This is a genomic window from Streptomyces sp. G7(2002) (assembly GCF_028870195.1).
GTDB classification, from domain to species: Bacteria; Actinomycetota; Actinomycetes; order Streptomycetales; family Streptomycetaceae; genus Streptomyces; species Streptomyces nigrescens.
Window position 1 is genome coordinate 385,750 of record NZ_CP102609.1, and the last position, 17,351, is coordinate 403,100.

Sequence of the window (17,351 nt, forward strand, 5' to 3'; positions counted from 1 at the left end):
CAGGGAAGCGGCGGGGCGCCGGAGCCGGTCCGGGCCGGTGGGAAGGGGTCCGCTCCCCCGCCCGCGCTGCGGCTGCATGGGCACGGAGCCGGGGCGCCGCACAGCACGATGCGGCGCCCGGCGCGGTGCGGTCATCGGCTCGCGGGGGCGGCGTCCGGCCTCGGCTCCATCTCCAGTCCGGCCGGCAGTGGCCCGGTGTGGATCACGCCCAGCCGTTGTGTCGCCCGGGTGAGCGCGACGTACAGATCGCTCGCACCGAGCTCGGCCGGCTCCACCACGATCACGGAGTCGAATTCCAGGCCCTTGGCCTGCCGCGGGCCGAGCAGTACCACCGCACCGGTCAGATCCGGGGCGGGCCCGGCGGAGACGTCCGGGAGGGCGGCGGCCAGGGCCTCGTGATGGGCGGACGGGGCGATCACCGCGAGCCGGCCGTCCTGGTGGCTCTCCTGTGCGACCGTCTCGGCGACCACGCGCGCGAGGTCGTCCGTACGGTGCGCCCAGGGGCGTACACCGGTCGAGCGGATCGAACGCGGCGGTGTGAAGGACGGATCCGCGGACCGGGGTACCTGCGCCGCGACCTCCATGATCTCGGTCGGCGTACGGTAGTTGACGCCGAGCCTGACGAGGTCCCAGCGGTCGTCCACGTACGGCGCGAGGATCGCCTCCCATGAGCCGCAGCTGCCGGGCTCGGCGGTCTGCGCCGGGTCGCCGACCAACGTCATCGAACGGGTGGGGCAACGGCGCATCAGCAACCGCCACATCATGGCGGACAGCTCTTGTGCCTCGTCCACGATGATGTGGCCGAACGCCCAGGTCCGGTCGGCCGCGGCGCGTTCGGCGGCGCTGCGGTGGTCGGCCTCCTCGTGCCGGTCGGCGAGCAGTTCCGCGTCCACCAGGTCGTGCGCGGCCAGCACCTCCGACTCCTCGTCGTCGCGTTCCTCGAACTCCTGGGTGCGGGAGCCGTAGGAGAGGTCGAGCACGCCCTGGGCGTAGTCGATCCGTTCCTGGCGCTCCGCCTCGGCGGCGGCGCGGGCCGCCGAGGTGTCCTCGCCGAGGAGTTCGGCCGCCTCGTCCAGCAGCGGAACGTCCGCGGGGGTCCAGTCGCCGTCCGCCCGCCGGATCGCGTCCGCCTCGGCGTCCGGGAGGTGGACGGGATCGGCAAGGAAGTCGGCGACCAGCTGTTCAGGGGTGAGCTCGGGCCACAACTCCTCGATGGCGTGGTGCACTTCGGCGCTGGTGGCGATCTCCTTGCCCAGCTGGGCGATGTCGTCCGGGCCGAGGAAATTCGGACCGCCGAAGGGGTCCGCGCCGATCCGGTCGACCAGTTGCGCGGTGAGCGCGTCGATGACGCGGAAGGCGAAGTGGGGGCGGGCGAGGTTGTGCGGCAGCCTGGTCTCCCGTGCCCGGCTCCGCGCCTCCCGCGCCATGTCCGCGTCCAGCCGCAGTTCGCCGTCCTCGTGGTCGATCACGATCACGGGGTCGGGCAGGGCCTGCCGGTCCCGGACGAAGGACGCGAGCGCGTCGGCCATCGCCGCACCGCCCTTGACCTCGGCGGCTTCGGGGGTGTCGGTCCCGGTCGCGGTCACGCCCGGAAAGAGTTCGCCGGGCGAGGCGAGCAGCACACCCGTCTCGCCGAGCGAGGGCAACACCTCCGCGATATAGCTGAGGAACGCCGGGTTCGGCCCGACGATCAGCACGGCACGGCGGGCCAGCTGTTCCCGGTGCGCATAGAGCAGAAAGGCGGCGCGGTGCAGTGCGACGACGGTCTTTCCGGTGCCGGGCCCGCCCTCCACGACGAGGATGCCGTGGTGCGGGGCGCGGATGATGCCGTCCTGCTCGGCCTGGATGGTCTGCACGATGTCGTGCATCCGTCCGGTGCGCGCCGCGTCCAGTGCGGCCAGCAATACGGCGTCCGCGTCGGTGCCCTCGTGTCCGGTCCGTACGGCGTCGGCCAGGTCCATGATCTCGTCGTGCAGGGCGGTGACCCGTCTGCCGTCGGTCGTGATGTGCCGCCTGCGGCGCAATCCCATCGGGGTGTGCCCGGTGGCGAGGTAAAACGGGCGGGCGACCTCGGCCCGCCAGTCGATGACGAGCGGGGTACGGTCCGCATCGTCGCGCCGGATACCGATCCGGCCGATGTGGTGATCGCGGCCGTCGCGGAATGCCAGCCGACCGAAACACAGACCGTTTTCCCCGGCGTTGAAGGCGGCCAGCAGGCCGGACTGTTCGGCCACCAGCACATTGCGCTCCAGCCGCATCTGGGCGTGGTTGCCTTCGGGCGGCAGGGCGGCGGCGTGCACCGCCGTCTCGGCCAGGTCCCGCAGTTCGGTGAGGCGGTCATGGAGCAGATCGATGAATTCCTGCTCGTGTTGCCATTCCTTGTTTGACAATTCAGCTCCGCTCGGATAAAGTTCGGTATGTAGATGAGCTTCTGCCTTTGAATTCCTCAAGACACAGAAGCCCTCAATATACCCAGAGAAATACCCCGGACGTCAACTCGTTCCGGGGTATTTCCTTTTGTCCGGCAGCAACTCCACACGACGGCCGCCCGGTGTCAGCTCATGCCTTTCAGCGGAGCGACACCGGGCGGCCCTGGATCGTGCACCGGATCACCAGGTGTGTGCGACGTCCACGATCAGCTCGTGACCGGACTGCTGCACCCGGAACGGCAGCTTGGCGCGTACGCCCAGACCGACCTGGGTCTGACCCTCGAAGCTCGCCCCGAACTTGGTGTCCTTGAACGTGCGGTATCCGGCGAGGTTCACCCCCGGCAGCGGCTTGCCGGCCGTCCCTGCGTAGGTCTGCTTGCCGGTCGCCGGGTCGTGGCTGGGCGCGGACACATAGACCTGCAGGATGGCGCCGCCGCTGACCGGTATCTTCTCGCCCGAGCCGTCCTGGTGGAACGCGTCGACATACCCGACGTGGTAGCCGACCTTGCCGTTCGCCCCGCTGATGTCGAAGACCATGCGGTCGTAGCAGGCGTTCCGGCCGGTCCTGATGTTCTTCAGCGGCCCGCCGTACGCGTCCGTGGCCGACTTGGTGCCACTGCCCCAGGCGGTCGAACAGGTCGTGGCCGGGGCGGCTTTACCCTCCGGGCCGGTCGCGGCGCCGGCCACCCCGGCCGTGCCCGCCACCCCGACGCCCGCCAGCACGAACGCCGCGGCCGCTGTCCCCAACCGTCGCATGACTTACCTCCAGAGAAGAACCTGTGTACAGATGCGTGCGGTAGGACGGGCGCGGAGGCGACGGAGTTGTGCGCCGGTCGGCTTTTGGCCGACGAAGGGGCCAAGTTGTCGTGAAAACGGAGTGACGGGCACCGGACGCCCTCCGGCCGGGCCGCGTTGCGGCCACGGATGTGCCGTCGGCCGCGGAAGGGCCGTCAGCCCTCGAAGTGCCGTCAGCCGTGGAGGTGCCGTCAGACCTCGGCCACGTCGACGGTCACGCCCTTGCTGCGCAGTGCGGTCAGTTCCTCGGCCGGTGTACCGCGGTCGGTGACGACCCGGTCGTAGTGGCCGATGTCGCCGTAGGCGTGGGTGGCGGTCTTGCCGAACTTGCTGTGGTCCACCAGCAGCAGTGACCGCTGCGCGCACTCCAGCATGGCCTCCTTGATCTCGGCATACTCGCGGATCGGGTGGAAGAGGCGGCCGCCGAGCACGGACACCGCCGACATCACCGCGAGGTCGGCGCGGATCCGGCCGAGACCGCGCAGTACGTCGGGGCCGACGCAGGAGCCGAACTCACCGCGGTAGCGACCGCCCAGGAGTGTGACGTCGGTGCCCGGCGTCTCGTCGAACAGCCTGGCCACACCGAGGGAGTTGGTGACCACGGTGACCGCTTCGGTCCGGGCGATCCGGTCCGCGAGCGGGAAGACCGTGGTCGAGTCGTCCAGCACGACGGTGCTGCCGGGCCGGATCTCGTCGGCGACGGCGGCGCACAGCGCCTCCTTCACCGGGTGGTTCACGCCGATGCGGAAGCGGGTGGCGGTCTCCATGGTGAGGCTCGGGAAGGGTGCGGCCCGGCCGCGTTCCTTGCGCAGCAGCCGGCGTTCGGCGAGCTGGTCCAGGTCGCGGTGCATGGTCGCGAGGCTGACCCCGAAGTGTCTGGCCAGATCGTCGATGCGGACTTCGCCGTGCTCGACGACATGGGCCAGTACGTCCTGCCGTCGCCGGTCGACCTCGGCCAGCGACGACCGTGTGGAAGCCATCGGGGCCGCCCCTTTCCGTTCGGACAGCGGCAGCGCCTACCGCTGCGGGTAGATGACGGCCTTCACGGCGGTCGCGTCGTGGGTGGCGACGGTCAGTGCGCTCTCGGCCTCGGCAAGACCGTAACCGTGTGAGACCAGGGAGTCGAGCCGGACCGCACCCGACGCCACCAGCGCCGTCGCAGTGGGCCAGGTGTGGGCGTAGCGGAAGGTGCCGGTCAGTTCCAGTTCGTAGTTCTGCACCCGGCTCAGCGGGAGCGGGATCTCGTCGCCGCCCATGCCGACGAGGACCACCCGGCCGGCCCGGCCCACCGTACGGATCGCCTCGCCGCTCACCGCGGGGACGCCGGAGCACTCCAGGAGGACGGTGGGGGTGTACCCGGCTTCGCTCAGCGGGGTGGCCGAGACGTCCAGGGCGGTGGCGCCTGTGGCACGGGCGAGTGCGAGGCGGTGCGGGAGGACGTCGGTGACCATGACCTCGCGTGCGCCGAAGGCCCGTGCCGTCTGGGCGGCGACCAGGCCGATGGGCCCCGCGCCGGTGATCAGGACACGGTCGCCGGGGGCGACATGGGCCTTGCGGCAGGCCCAGACGGCCACGGACAGCGGCTCCAGTAGTGCGGCCTCCTCAAGGGTGAGGGAGTCGGGGACCTCGTGGGCGAAGTCCTGGTGCACGGCCAGATATTCGCAGAAGGCGCCGTCCACCGGCGGGGTGGCGAGGAAGCTCATGTCCGGGCACAGGTTGTAGCGGCCCGGGCGGCATTCACCGCAGCTTCCGCACGGGGTGCCGGGCTCGATGGAGACGCGCCGGCCGATCCGGCGGGTGTCGGTGCCCGGGCCGCAGGCCACGACCGTGCCGGCTGCCTCGTGCCCGAGGACGAGCGGCTCCCGTACGACGAAGTCGCCGATGCGTCCGTGCCGGTAGTAGTGCACATCCGAGCCGCAGGTCCCGACCGCCTCGACGCGGACCAGGACCTCCCCCGGGCCGGGATCGGGGACGGGACGTTCCTCAAGGCTCAGCTTCCCGGGTCCGTGCAGGACAGCGGCGCGCATGGTGGCGGGAATCCCGGATGTGGCGGTCATGACGGGCTCACGGCTCCCTCGGGGGATGGGGATGTGGAGAGGGCGTCGCGCGCTCCGGTTCCGGACCGGCGGGCTGCCGCGTCGCCCCTTGGCTTCAGCACGGTACCGCCTCTTTTTTTATCAGAGCAGTCTTGACTTCGCACAAAATGCGAGAAGACTTACGCCGGCTCACCGTCTCCGCGACCGGTGAGCCGCTCCCCGTGCCCACCCCCTCGTCAAGATCCGCCCCCTTGGAGGGCTCATGAGCAGCTCCGCTCGCCGTCGACCGCCACGGACCCCGGACGTCGGCCCCCGTCGCTCCCTCTCCGCCCGCCTGGGCATTCCCCCCGCCCTGACCTGGGGTTTCGCCGGGGTCCTGCTGTTCATGACGGGTGACGGGGTGGAGACCGGCTTCTTCTCGAAGTACCTGGCCGACCAAGGCCTGGCCAAGGCCGATGCGGCGGTGGTCATCGCCGTCTACGGCATCACCGTCGCCGTCGGCGCCTGGCTCTCGGGAGCCCTGTCGGACCTGTGGGGACCACGGCGGGTGATGACCGCGGGCTTCGCCATCTGGCTCGTCTTCCAGGTGGTCCTGCTGACGGTGGCGCTGCCGTCCATGAACTATCCGCTGCTGCTGCTCGTTTACGGACTGCGCGGATTCGGCTACCCCCTGTTCGCCTACGGGTTCCTGGTGTGGGTCACCGCCGCGACCCCACCGCAGCGGCTGGGAACGGCGGTCGGGTGGTACTGGTTCGCCTTCACCGGCGGCCTGCCGACCCTCGGCTCCCTGGTGGCCAGCGCCACGATCCCGCTGGTCGGCTCCTACGAGACCTTGTGGCTCGCGCTCGGCCTGGTGGCGCTCGGCGGTCTGCTCGCCCTGCTGCTGGTGCGCGAGCCCACCGGCCGGTCCGGGCTCGCCCCGCTCGGCGGGAATCCGCTGACGACGCTGGCCGGCAGCGTCTCGATCATGCGGCGCCGCCCGCGCGTGGCCATCGGCGCCGCGGTGCGCGTCGTCAGCACCGGTTCCCAGTTCGGCTTCCTGGTCTGTCTGCCGTTCTTCTTCACCGAGACGGTCGGCTTCAGCACCTCGGCCTGGCTGCGGCTGCTCAGCGTGATGTTCGCCGCGAACATCTTCGCCAACCTGTTCTTCGGCGCCGTCGGCGACCGGCTCGGATGGCAGCGCACCATGACCTGGTTCGGCGCCGTGGCCTGCGCGGTGACCTGTCTGGCGCTGTACTACGTCCCGGTCGTGGCCGGTCCGCACTTCGCCGCCTCCGCGGTCGCCGCCGCCCTCTACGGCATCGCCCTGGCCGGCTACGTACCGATCTCGGCTCTGATCCCCGCGCTGGCGCCTCGCCACAAGGGACAGGCCATGTCCGCACTCAATCTGGGAGCCGGAGCGAGCACCTTCGCCGGACCGGCCATCGTCGCCGTCGCCCTGGGACCGGTCGGGGTACAGGGCATCGCCTGGATCTTCGCGCTGCTGCATCTCGCCACCGCGGTCGCGATCCGCTTCCTCGAACCCGACCCGGAGTTCACCGCACCTGCCACCGCACCGGCCGTCGACGACAAGGGAGTTCCCGCCGGCCGTCACTGAACGCCGTAGGGACCTCTCGCCTCGCTCGCCGGCCGGCCGGGCGACCGGCCGGGCATGCACCGGCCGGCCGCGGTCCTGCCTTCGGTGATCGGCGATCGGCGAGCGATAGCGGCCCGGTCAGCTCGCGCTGCCGGGCGGGCACAACTGCTGGGCCGGCGGCATGGCATGCCGGCCTGCCGGGCGCAGCGGTGAGAAGTAGTGGGTGAGCGCCCAGACGCCGATACGGGTGCCGGCCCGGCATCCGACGACGTCCGCCGTCCGGAAGTGGATTCCGGCCCAGACGCGGGCGTTGATCATGTCCTCGTTGAACTGGCCGGCCTCCGCATAGTGGCGTGTGGTGCCGGTGATCTCGGAGGGAACGTTGAGGTCGATATGAGTGGTGCCGAGAATCCCGGTCAGGGTCCGGATCACGGCGCCGGCGACCGTGGTGTGACCGCTGAGGTAGTCGGGGTGCGGTGGTGTGACGAGCAGCGGCTGCCACTGCGGGTCGGCGTCGGTCGCGGGGTTGCCATCGGTGTCGGCCAGCTGGACGGCGGTGATCGGCCGCCAGAATCCGTAGTGGAGTTTGGCGTCCCATGCGGTGACGACGGCGTCGGTTGCCGAGGCGTTCCCCGCGGCGAAGATCCGTGCCGTATCGGCGATGTCCAGGTGGTGCCGGGCGGTGTGGTCCCGGAACGCCGACTGGAACTGCACCGCCAGATTGCCCCCGAAGAACAGGGCGGTCTCGGTCTGCTGCGCGGTGCGGGCCGAACCGGTCTTCGCCCCCATCACCTTCACCTCGTTCACGTCCTGGGCGTAGCGGGCCGAGGACAGCGCGGGCGGCGGGCCGGGACGGAACTGGGCCGGGGAGGTGAGCAGCAGGGGGCGGAGGGTGGCGAGCCAGGGGTCGATGAAGGGCAGATGGGCCGGCGGGGTGGGCCGCCAGACACCGGGGGCGGGCGCGGCGGTGAACTCCACCGGTGCGAACCGGCCGTCGTCTTCGCGCAGCTCGATGAGGTGGGCGGCGGCACGCTCCCCGAAGGCCACGCCCTGCCGCTTCGCCCTCCCCTCGGGGATCTTCGCGAGCGAATCGGCGTACGCGGCATCGAGCGGCGCCTGGGAGGCGGGAAAGTAGGTGAGCAGCACGCGGTGTGCGGCGGTGACCGCCGCCGCCTCGGGTGAGGCGGTGGAGGGGCCGCGCGCCCGCCACTTGTAGGGGGCGTAGGTGCGCTGGATGCCGACCACGGCGTTGTAGACGGCGGCCGAGACGAATCCGTGCCAGATGACCACCTGTCCGGAGGGCCGTGTGGGGCCGAGGTTGGCGCTGATGGTGTCGGTGGCGATGACGTTCCAGTCGCGGATCGCCGCGGGGTCCGCCGCGGGCGGCGAGTGGCTTTCGACGGCGGCCGTGGGGCCCGCCACCGCCGTGAGGGCGAGGAGCAGCAGTGCGGTGACGGCGCCGACGGCTGCGCGTCTGCGTGAACGAGAAGTATCCATAACCGACTTAACAGTCAATCGGGTGAAGGGACACGCCTCTGCGCCGCCGGGAGTGCGTACGCCGGAGCGTGTACATGCCTCTCCCGGCCTCCTCCCTCACTACCGCGCGTGGGCGTCGGCCGGACCGGCGCGGTACGCCCGGGTCCGGCCGCCGGCGTCACCCGGACCGGCGCTGTGCGGCGGCGCGTTCGCGGGCGGCCGCGGCGCCTACCGGGTCGCCGAGTTGCTCCTCCAGCCGGGCCTTGGCCGACCAGTTGTACGGGCAGATGGGGCGCAGTTGGATACGTTCGCTGAGCAGGGTCCGGGCCAGCTCGGTGCGGCCGGCACGGAGAGCTGCCTCGACGAGGGTCCGCTGGATGGCGTCCCGTTGGGCGTGGCTGCCGCCGAACTGGTGCAGCCGGTGACGGACGGGCAGCAGAAGATCGGTGGCCCGGCCGTAGTCGTGCTGTCCGTAGGCGATCAGCGCGCGGCAGACGGGCAGTCCGATCTCGGCCGTCATGGCGCGGTTCGACCCGCGGGGCTCCGCCGCCACCCAGCGTTCCCGGTCCTGGACGAGGCGCTGCGCCTGGGCGACACGCCCCGACCCCACATACGCCATGACCGCGTGTGCGTCGTTGAAGGCGTAGTGCGGGCCGTCGTCGCGGTTCTCCCAGGCGTCGGCGAGCCGGGCCCACCGTGCGCTCTGTTCGTCCTGTGCCAGGTACAGCCGCCACAACAGGGCCGCGGCGTCGAGCAGTTGCATTGCCACAGCCGCCGAACCGTCGTGGTGGAGCGCGGAGTCATAGATCTCCAGTACCCGGGCGGTGTCGCCGGCCTCCAGTGTGTAGAGGGCGTAGTGCCACCAGTTGTGGACCGTGAGCAGGCTGCCCTGTGACCAGTCGTCGGTACGGGCGTCGAGAAAGCGGATCCCGTCCGTGAAGCGCCCCCGCATCTCGTAGGTGTGCACCACGCTGTGGATTCCCCACACATCGCCCGGATGCCGCGCCAGGGCCGCCAGGCCGACCTCCTCGGCCCGTTCGTAATGGCCCGACTCCTCCAGGCCGAACGCGTACATGCCGAGCAGCGGCCCCTGGTGGGGGTCGTCCTCGTCCCAGGCGTCCAGGGCGCCGCCGACGCGGTCGCGGAGGCGCGCGGCGTCCCCGGTGAGGAAGTCGTGCTGGTGCCCTGCGAAGAGGGCCAGCACATCGCGCGGATAGGCGATGGTGAGGTCGCCGAGGATCCGGCCGGCGCCGTGCACGTCGCCGTCCAGCCATGCCGTGGCGGCCGCGAGATGCATCCGCTCCCGAGGTGTCAGCCCTGCCGTGTCCAGTCCGGAGCGGAAGCGGGCAAAGCTGTCGCGTGCCGCGGCTGCGTCCTTCTCCTCGGTCCCCAGTACGCCCAGATAGGCGGCCAGCGTCTGCCCCATCACCGAGCGCGGCGCGGCGGCCAGTACCGACTGTGTGCTCTCCGCGACCCGGGGCCGGAAGAACAGCAGGTCGTCCAGGGCCTGTTCGTAAGGGCCGAGGGCCTCGGCGCCGGTGTCACTCATCAGATGTCCGTGGCGGTCCGCTGTCATGGTGGCTCCTGCGGGCTGAGTGCGGTGAGGGAATGGGGAGGTGACGGGCAGTAACACCCGGCCACTGTCCGGGCGAGCCTGTCCGCCGACCACGACGGTGCGGCGGCAACGGCCGTCCCGCAGCGCGGAAACGGGGCGCGGTGCCGGTGCCCCGCAGCCCCACCTCGATGCCAGGCCGACGCTGCCGCCGGATCTCCATCCTTACCCGCTTCACGACGGGAGCAGCGGCGGAAACGTCCGGTTCATCTGGGAAGACGCTGCGGGAAACACGTGCTGCCTAACGTCCCCGCCATGGACACAGCACCAGATGCGCCGTCCGCGGCCTCACTGCGCCTGTCGGCGCGAGTGCGAGGTATGACGCCCCCTTCCCCCCTTGCACCCCCAGGAGGTCCGGTATGAGTGCCGAACCACGCGTGATGGCCCCCGACAACAACCGGCAGCCCTCGCAAACCGAGGCGCCCGCCGAGTCGCCCGCCGAGGCTCCCGGCGAGGCGTCCACCGACAGAGCGGTCAACGAGACCCTGGAGGACTACACCCTCCGGTTCGCCCCGCGCAGTTACCGCCGGTGGACACCGATGGTCGTGGCGACCACGGCGCTCGGCGGTATCGCGTACATGGCCGACTTCTCGATCGGTGCGGGCATCGGGCTCACCCATGGCACCGGGAACGCGCTGGCCGCGATCCTCGTGGCCGCAGTGGTCATCTTCGTCACCGGCTTCCCGCTCGCGTACTACGGGGCGCGCTACAACATCGACCTGGATCTGATCACCAGGGGCTCCGGCTTCGGCTACTACGGCTCGGTGCTGACGAGCGTCATCTTCGCCAGCTTCACCTTCATCTTCTTCGCCCTCGAAGGCTCGATCATGGCCCAGGGCCTGAAGCTGGGCTTCGGACTGCCCCTGTGGCTGGGCTATGTGATCTCGACGCTCATGGTGATCCCGCTGGTCATCTACGGGATGAAGGCACTCAGCAAGCTCCAGGTCTGGACGACACCGATCTGGCTGCTGCTGATGGTGGGGCCGCTGGTCTACCTGGTCGCCACCGACCCCGGTACGGTGCACGCCTTCCTCTCGTATACGGGCGCGCAGGGCGGCGGTGGCGTCAATCCGGCCTCGGTGCTGCTGGGTGCGGGCGTATGTCTGTCGCTGATCGCGCAGATCGGTGAACAGGTCGACTATCTCCGCTTCATGCCGCCCAAGACCGAGCAGAACAAGCGCGCCTGGTGGACGGCCGTCGTGATGGCCGGCCCCGGGTGGGTGGTGCTCGGCGCGCTCAAGCAGGCCATCGGGGTCTTCCTGGCCGTCTACATCCTCGCCGAGGTGGGACCGGCCTCGGCCACCGAACCCATCCAGCAGTTCACCGGCGCCTTCGCTGCCATGATGCCGTCCTGGCTGGTCATCCCGCTGGCCGTGGTGCTGGTCGTGATCAGCCAGATCAAGATCAACGTCACCAACGCCTACTCCGGTTCGCTGGCCTGGACGAACTCGTTCACCCGGGTCACCAAGCGCTACCCCGGCCGGATGGTGTTCGTCCTCGCCAATCTGGCCTTCGCGCTGATCCTGATGGAAGCGGACATGTTCAGCTTCCTCAACAACATCCTCGGCTTCTATTCCAACTGCGCCATCGCCTGGATCGTCACCGTCGCCACCGACATCATGGTCAACAAGTACCTGCTGAAACTCTCCCCGCACGCCCCCGAGTTCCGCCGCGGCATGCTCTACGCGGTCAACCCGGTGGGAGTGGTGGCCTTCCTCGCCGCGTCCGGACTGTCGATCGCCCTGTACTTCCACGCCTTGGGTGACACGCTCCAGCCGTACTCCCCCGTCGCGGCGGCGGTGATCGCCTTCGTCGTCACCCCGCTGATGGCGGTCCTGACCAAGGGCAGGTTCTACTTGCGGCGCACCTCCGACGGGATCGACGCTCCGCTGCTGGACCAGGACGGCAACCCCAGCTCGGCCACGTTCCCGTGCCATGTGTGCCGACAGGACTTCGAGCGCCCGGATCTCGCCGCCTGCCACAACCATGGCGCGATGGTCTGCTCCCTGTGCCTGAGCACCGACCGGACCGGAGTCCATCTGCTGCCCGCGGAGCAGAACTGACGCAGCGGCGGTCCGGCCGAGCGCCGCCAGGGCGTCAACACGAGCGGCCATATCACCTAAAAGTCTGCTCTTCGCGCCCGGTGTCTCTGGAGCGCGAGCCGGTGGGGAACGACAGCCTCGTACGGGCGGCTCACAGCCGTGGCGCACCGCGGTCAACGGGACCGCAACGCCATGAGCCGCAGTTCCTCCACCAGTTAGGAGACTGACCGATGGCTCACCGGATCAAGAGTGCTCTGGTAACTGCGGGCGCCTGCGCCCTCGTTCTCGGCGGGGCGGGAATCGCCGGTGCCGACAGCGGCGCCGGGGGCGCGGCTCTCGACTCGCCCGGCGTGGTGTCCGGCAACAACATCCAGATCCCCGTCCAGATTCCGGTCAATCTCTGCGGCAACACCGTCAGCGTCATCGGACTGTTCAACCCCGCCCTCGGCGACCCCTGCTGACCGACTGACGCCCGGTCGGCGCCCGGCCGTTCAGGACGTGCAGCCCTCCCGGCCGGTGCCGGTCGAAGTGGCCCTCGGAGAGACATCCGGGGGCCACTTCATGTGGGTCGGAACGAGAGGAAGGTGAGCCGGTCATGCACCTGGGGCGGTCTGCTGCAGCTGCCGCAGGAGCGTCGCGTTGTCGGGTGTACGCCGGACCTTCTCCAGCAGGGACTGCATGTTCGCCTGACCGTCCCCGGTCTGGAGGGCGCGGCGCAGTCGACGTGTTGCCGCCAACTCGGCCGGCGGGAGCATCAGTTCCTCCCTGCGTGTGCCGGAGGCGGCGGCATTGACCGCCGGATAGACCCGCTTGCCCGCGAGTACCCGGTCGAGACGGAGTTCCATGTTTCCGGTGCTCTTCAACTCCTCGAAGAAGTAGTCGTCGGCACGGGAGCCGGTCTCCACCAGGGCGGTGGCGAGAAGGGTGAGCGAACCGCCCTCCTCGGCGAGCCGCGCCGCGCCGAAGAGCCGCTTGGGGCCGTGCAGCGCGGCGGCGTCGACGCCTCCGCTCAGCGTACGGCCGCCGGACGCAGCGGCGTTGTTGTGCGCCCGGCACAGCCGGGTGAGGGAGTCGAGGAGGATGACGACGTCCTGCCCGTGCTCGACGAGTCGTTTGGCGCGCTCCACGGCCAGTTCGGCGAGGGCGATGTGTTCCTTGGCCGGACGGTCGAAGGTGGAGGCGAGCACCTCGCCGCGCACCGAACGGCGCATCTCGGTGACTTCTTCCGGCCGTTCGTCGATCAGCACGACCATCAGCCGGCATTCGGGGTGGTTCTCGGCGACGGCGGCCGCGAGTTGCTGCAGCAGCACGGTCTTCCCCGTCTTCGGCGGTGCCACGATCAGCCCGCGCTGTCCCTTGCCGACCGGCGCCAGCAGGTCGACGATGCGCGGGGCCGGTCCGCCTGCGGCGCTTTCCAGGCGTATGCGGTGCCGAGGGTGCAGCGGTGTGAGGTCCCGGAAGTGCGGCCGGCCGCACACGGCGCCCGGCCGGTGCCCGTTGACCGTTTCGATCCGGGCGAGCGACCGCGGCCGGTCGCAGACCCCTACGACGAAGTCACCGGTGCGCAGGCCGGCCGCACGGATCAGGGCGGCGGGCACCCGGACGTCGCGGGACGAGGCACGGCCGCCCTCCACGCGGAGAAATCCGGATTCCTGCCGTCCGTTCACCGTCTCCAGGACCCCGGCAGCCGTGACGACGGGTGATGTCGAGGACGCGGCAGCAGGCGGTGCGACGGTGCGGGAAGCGGCGGTGGTGGGGGTGCTGAGGTGAGTGCTACTGGTCACGGGGGTCCTCTCGGGACATGGGAACAGGGCCGATGGGAGGGAGCCGGCAGGGAAGGGCGGTGAGATCACGCCCCGCGGGCGAAAGGCCCGCGGCCGGAGAGAGAAAGCTGCGGCATCGCTGGAGTGCGGGTGCCGAAGAGCTGTGCTGGATCGCCGGCCGGGAATCAGCGGGCGCAACAGCGAGGGAAAGCAATCCGCTACGGAGAGAAGCGGAGAAAGAGGCACCGGCGCCGGAAAATCGGCGAGCACGAGTGCGTCTCTCCAGCACGGTACCACCACCCGGCGGGGCCGATGCGGTGAAGTACGGACCGGATCTATGCTGAGGGCGATGTTCGCACCCCAGGGACCCACCTTCCGTGAACTCGCCGTCCAGGCGCTGTCCTCCGTCGAGCGGGGCTACGACCTGCTCGCCCCGAAGTTCGACCACACTCCCTTCCGGACCCCGGACCGGGTGCTGACGCCGGTGTCACGGGCGCTGCACGGGCTCGGGCCGTTCGACAGCGGTCTCGATCTGTGCTGCGGAACCGGCGCGGGCATGGATGTCCTGCGGCAGGTCTGCCGGGAGCGGGTCACCGGTGTCGACATCAGCGCGGGGATGCTCTCCGTGGGCCGGACCCGTGAACGGGTGAGCGCGGCCGCACCGCGCGTCGAGTGGGTGCGCGCGGACGCACGGGCCCTCCCCTTCGGGCCGGTCTTCGACCTCGCGGTGAGCTTCGGCGCGTTCGGGCACTTCCTGCCCCGGGAGCGGCCGGGGCTGTTCGCGCAGGTTCACTCCGTGCTGCGCCCCGGAGGCAGGTTCGTCTTCCCGATCGGGGCTCCTCCCCGGCCGGGGTCGGCCGGCTACTGGACGCTGCTGGCCTTCGACGCGGTGATGCGGGTGCGCAACGCGCTGTGGCGCCCGGACTTCGTCATGTACTACCGCACGTTCCGGCTCGCCGAGGTGCGCGCGGAGCTGATCCAGGCCGGTTTCGAGGTGCAGCTGCAGGCTCTCCCGGAGCTCGGCCGCCGCCCCGACGGCAGCCCTCGGTGCCGGCTGGTGGTGGCCACCCGGGCCCGGTGAGCGAGAGCGCCGTACGGGCGGACCGCCGGTCCTGGTGCAGGTGCATGGGCGGCCCGAACACACCGGGGCAGGCGGCCTCCCCCGGCCCTGCTCCGGCCGCCCTCTTCACCAGCGCACAGCGGTGAAGTCGATGGGCTGCGGCTGAAGGGTGCGGGTGCGGGCCGTCAGGTGCGCGAGGCGGCGGGTCATCTCCTCGGCCGGGAGCCGCTTGCGGTCGCCGTGGCCGGGCAGCACCCACTCGAAGCGCAGCCGAGGAGCCGTCCGGGCCAGGGAAGCGGCCAGTTCCGTGATCGAGTACCAGGTGACACTGGCGGCCACCTCCAGATCGGCGGTGGTGCGCGACCAGTAGAAGCTGTCGCCGCTGAAGCAGTACATCCCATCGGCGAGGTACAGCACGCTGCCACGTGTATGGCCGGGCAGCGGATACGCGGTCACCCCCGCACCGATCTCGACCGGGTCGGTGCCCCGGATGAGGTGGTCCGCGTCCGGAGCGGCGTCGAGGTCACCCTCGTGGATCCACAGCCGGGCACCGAACCGGTCGGCGTAGCGGCGGCCGTGTGCGGCATGGTCCCGGTGGGTGAGCAGGACGTCGGTAACGGGGCCCAACGCCTCGTAGCGGTCGGCCAGTTCGGCGCTCCATCGGGGCGTGTCGATCATCATCGTGCTTCCCGTGGGCCGGCGCAGCAGGTAGGCGTTCGCCCCCGCCGTGTGGCGGGAGTTGTGGCCGCAGTGATGAACCGTGTCGTCCAGGGCGAGGGGGAAGGGGTCCACGTCGGGGGTGAGGTGGTGCGCGGGGTGGCGGATGGACCGGGTGTGGCAGGCGAAGGCGGCCGCGTACAACTGCCGTTGCTCCGCCTCGGTTTGCGGCTGCCGGAACACTTCCGCCCGCCCGTCCTGTTCGCGGATCATGTCGGGGGCCAGCTGCCGGGCCACATCACAGTTGGTGCAGCGCGTATCGACGTACCAGCCCGCACCAGCACTCTCCTCCGGTTCCGTCTCGGGTGACAGGTCGTCGCTCATGACAGGTCCGTCCTTCCTGGTCCGCGTGGGTGTCCGGTCGGTGCGCGCTGCCATCAGAAGTACCCCGTCGTGCACCAAAACCGGAAGAGGGGGCAGACCTTGCGCTTTGCCGCTGGAACGCCTCTTCCGGTGGGGAAACGGACGCATGGGGTGGGGTGATTTACAGCCATATGGCCTACCCCTTGACGGCTACCGGCGCGCGGGCCGGGGCCTCCCCCTCCACACGCCGGGGAGGCCGACGCGATTCAAGCGGCCGTCCGGCAGGCGGCACTCAGCCGGCGGAGGGTCGTGCGCATACCGGCGCGATTGAGTGCGGCGCGGCGGGCGGCCGGGGTGCCGGTGAAGACCAGTCCCAGCAGCTCGGCGAGCCGGCGGCGCCACCCGCGGCGACGGCGGTCGGTCCAGTACTCGGTGACCAAGGTGCCCTGCTCCGTCGGGGTCAGCCGATAGCCCCAGCGCGCCACGGGCAGGCCGAAGGTGGTGTTGTCGAAGGCGAATTCGCGGCCGGGGTCGGCGGTGACGATCCGGCAGGTGGCGAACCAGACCCAGCAGGCCTTCCGGTTGATGCCCACGAAACGGTCGCCGCGGGGCCACACCCAGACGACTTCCGGGCTCCACTCCTTCATCCGCCGGACGTCGGCGAGGGCCGCATAGACGGTCTGCGGCGGGGCCGGTATTTCCAGGGATTCCTCCACGCTCCACTCCCGGCCGGTCATCGCACACCCCCCTGGCGCGTGGCCTCGTGTGTCCGGGCCGTGATGACCGCGGCCGCATCGAGCACCTGCCGAGCGACGTCCGTTGCACCGGTGAGGCCGGTGAGGTGTCCGCACCTCGGCCGGATGACGAGGCGCCCGTCGCGGCAGGCGTGGAGGAAGCGGCGTTCATGGCGGCGGAAGTGGTCGCGTTCGCCGTTCACCAGCCAGACCGGGCCCGGGTACGCGGAGAGTGACGCCAGTGGATCCATCCCTTGCACGGCCTCCACGACGCTCGACGTGATCTCGGAGCTCAGACCGCCGGCGACCATGGCGTCCGCCTGGGGGCGGGGCAGTGCGCGGCGGAACGCGAAGGCGCTGAGCCGGTTGGCCTCCTCGGGATGCCGGGCCGCCAGCCGCGCCGCTCCCCGGTAGACGGCGCCGAACAGCCCGCGCGGCAATGCCGTACAGCCCATGGCCACCAGGCCGAGGACACGGTCCGGGTGGGCACCGGCGGTGGCGAGGGCGACATAGCCGCCCAGGGACAGCCCGACGAGCAGGGCACGGCCGCCGAGTTCGTCCACGGCATCGGCAACCGCCGCCACGGCGTCCGACATACCGAAGGGTTCCCCTCGCCGTTCGCCGTGGCCCGGCAGGTCGGGCGCCGCCATGGGGTGCCGCTCTCCGATGACTTGCATCACGGGTCGCCACATCGTGCCGCTCACGCGCATGCCGTGCACGAAGACGATGGGCAGCCCGGCTTCATTGGACTCCATGCCCGGCACGCTACCTCAAACGCAACGCAACGTTGCGTTGTTCTTGATGCTAA

At 70.6% G+C, this 17,351-nt stretch carries 14 protein-coding genes; 4 read left to right on the top strand and 10 right to left on the bottom strand.

The window, feature by feature from the left end; genetic code table 11:
- Positions 1-131 precede the first annotated feature (131 nt).
- From NUT86_RS01695 to NUT86_RS01710, 4 genes are all read right to left on the bottom strand, one after another.
- Positions 132-2,390: a HelD family protein gene (locus tag NUT86_RS01695; protein ID WP_109886659.1), complete on the bottom strand. Its 2,259-nt coding sequence runs from the start codon at positions 2,388-2,390 to the stop codon at positions 132-134.
- 219 nt (positions 2,391-2,609) lie between these two features.
- The gene (locus NUT86_RS01700) at positions 2,610-3,185 is read right to left on the bottom strand and encodes an AMIN-like domain-containing (lipo)protein (RefSeq protein ID WP_274732883.1); all 576 of its coding nucleotides are present in this window, start codon (positions 3,183-3,185) and stop codon (positions 2,610-2,612) included.
- Positions 3,186-3,415: 230 nt separating this feature from the next.
- Positions 3,416-4,204 carry a DeoR/GlpR family DNA-binding transcription regulator gene (locus NUT86_RS01705; protein ID WP_274732885.1) on the bottom strand — a complete coding sequence of 263 codons (789 nt, stop codon included), beginning with the start codon at positions 4,202-4,204 and terminating at the stop codon, positions 3,416-3,418.
- 36 nt (positions 4,205-4,240) lie between these two features.
- A complete protein-coding gene (locus tag NUT86_RS01710; RefSeq protein WP_274732887.1) occupies positions 4,241-5,281 on the bottom strand; it encodes an NAD(P)-dependent alcohol dehydrogenase in 1,041 nt (346 codons plus the stop codon).
- Positions 5,282-5,522: 241 nt separating this feature from the next.
- On the opposite strand from NUT86_RS01710, the gene NUT86_RS01715 reads away from it, so the two are divergent.
- The gene (locus tag NUT86_RS01715; protein WP_159491833.1) at positions 5,523-6,857 is read left to right on the top strand and encodes an MFS transporter; all 1,335 of its coding nucleotides are present in this window, start codon (positions 5,523-5,525) and stop codon (positions 6,855-6,857) included.
- Between the two features lie 117 nt (positions 6,858-6,974).
- Here the strand turns inward: NUT86_RS01715 and NUT86_RS01720 are convergent, their stop codons facing one another.
- Positions 6,975-8,333 (bottom strand): vanadium-dependent haloperoxidase, encoded by a 1,359-nt coding sequence (locus NUT86_RS01720; RefSeq protein ID WP_274732889.1) that lies wholly within the window; start codon positions 8,331-8,333, stop codon positions 6,975-6,977.
- A gap of 157 nt (positions 8,334-8,490) precedes the next feature.
- On the bottom strand, positions 8,491-9,888 hold the full coding sequence (locus tag NUT86_RS01725; protein ID WP_274732891.1) for a tetratricopeptide repeat protein: 1,398 nt from the start codon (positions 9,886-9,888) through the stop codon (positions 8,491-8,493).
- A 395-nt stretch (positions 9,889-10,283) separates the two neighbouring features.
- Here NUT86_RS01725 and NUT86_RS01730 point away from each other — a divergent pair, with 395 nt between their 5' ends.
- Together NUT86_RS01730 and NUT86_RS01735 are read left to right on the top strand one after the other, a co-directional pair.
- Positions 10,284-11,987, top strand: coding sequence for a purine-cytosine permease family protein (locus tag NUT86_RS01730; protein WP_274732893.1), 1,704 nt, complete (start codon positions 10,284-10,286; stop codon positions 11,985-11,987).
- 209 nt (positions 11,988-12,196) lie between these two features.
- Positions 12,197-12,427: a chaplin gene (locus NUT86_RS01735; RefSeq protein WP_109886667.1), complete on the top strand. Its 231-nt coding sequence runs from the start codon at positions 12,197-12,199 to the stop codon at positions 12,425-12,427.
- Positions 12,428-12,559: 132 nt separating this feature from the next.
- On the opposite strand, the gene rho is transcribed toward NUT86_RS01735, so the two are convergent.
- Positions 12,560-13,750 carry a transcription termination factor Rho gene (gene rho / locus NUT86_RS01740; RefSeq protein ID WP_274732896.1) on the bottom strand — a complete coding sequence of 397 codons (1,191 nt, stop codon included), beginning with the start codon at positions 13,748-13,750 and terminating at the stop codon, positions 12,560-12,562.
- 328 nt (positions 13,751-14,078) lie between these two features.
- Between rho and NUT86_RS01745 the strand changes: the two genes are divergently transcribed.
- Positions 14,079-14,810 (top strand): class I SAM-dependent methyltransferase, encoded by a 732-nt coding sequence (locus NUT86_RS01745; protein ID WP_159491825.1) that lies wholly within the window; start codon positions 14,079-14,081, stop codon positions 14,808-14,810.
- 105 nt (positions 14,811-14,915) lie between these two features.
- Here NUT86_RS01745 and NUT86_RS01750 read toward each other — a convergent pair whose 3' ends face one another.
- The 3 genes from NUT86_RS01750 to NUT86_RS01760 all read right to left on the bottom strand — a co-directional run bounded on the left by NUT86_RS01750 (position 14,916) and on the right by NUT86_RS01760 (position 17,298).
- Complete coding sequence (locus NUT86_RS01750; protein WP_274732898.1) at positions 14,916-15,830, bottom strand: MBL fold metallo-hydrolase; 915 nt, start codon at positions 15,828-15,830, stop codon at positions 14,916-14,918.
- A gap of 245 nt (positions 15,831-16,075) precedes the next feature.
- The gene (locus tag NUT86_RS01755; RefSeq protein ID WP_159491821.1) at positions 16,076-16,546 is read right to left on the bottom strand and encodes an SRPBCC family protein; all 471 of its coding nucleotides are present in this window, start codon (positions 16,544-16,546) and stop codon (positions 16,076-16,078) included.
- Positions 16,543-17,298 (bottom strand): alpha/beta fold hydrolase, encoded by a 756-nt coding sequence (locus NUT86_RS01760; RefSeq protein WP_274732899.1) that lies wholly within the window; start codon positions 17,296-17,298, stop codon positions 16,543-16,545. The genes NUT86_RS01755 and NUT86_RS01760 overlap by 4 nt, the downstream gene beginning before the upstream one ends.
- Positions 17,299-17,351: the final 53 nt, after the last annotated feature.